The following is a 628-nucleotide window of genomic DNA, read 5'->3' as shown; positions in this document are numbered from 1 at the left end:
GCCAACGGTCACTGTAACCGCTCCGAGATCGGTGCCTGGTCCGCAGCCAAGCTTCTTCAGCTTGACGACCGTAAATGCCCTTCGACGCGACACTTCCACCGCCCAGGCGATACGATCTGGGGAGTTGACGCGGACGGTAACGCTCCCTGCGCTAACGGTCACCGCCACTCCGTCGGCAATAGCGCTCTCCGGGAGTACTGCGCCCGTGGTGACGGAAGGTGTAATTATTGGGGGGGGGGTGGGAGGGGCGGTATTCAAGTCAGAAACGGGTCGGGAGACGTTGCACTATGTGTGCGTCGGTACCGGTATTTGCAACGGGGGTAGACCCAGTCTTCAACGTATCCAGCAACGAGAAAGAGCTGAGAAAGAAGGATGGTGCCGTACGTTGGGCAAAGGCAACGACTAGGGAGTTCCCAAACCCATGAGCAGGGTGAGTTCCGATTTTAGAGCGGCAGTTCGACTGCTTGACAAGGGCGAGGCAAGCAAAGCCTTGGCGCTTGCGGATTCGCTCGTCGCGTCGAATGAGGAAACGAGCCGTATCGATGGCTATATGTGCAGGGGGATGATCTATGAAGACGGTGGTGATGGCGTCCCAGTTGATCTTGATAGATCTATGGATAGCTACCGA

Annotated in this window: 1 protein-coding gene; it reads left to right on the top strand. The window is 57.3% G+C overall.

The genetic code is table 11. The annotated features are described in order from the left end of the window. Positions 1-421: 421 nt before the first annotated feature. Positions 422-628, top strand: a 207-nt coding sequence (locus tag AC1DR7_RS20335; RefSeq protein ID WP_478076677.1) for a hypothetical protein, incomplete at its 3' end; no start/stop codon positions are given.

The organism is Stenotrophomonas sp. P5_A9 (assembly GCF_056400525.1).
This window is presented reverse-complemented; position numbering and strand designations above follow the sequence as displayed.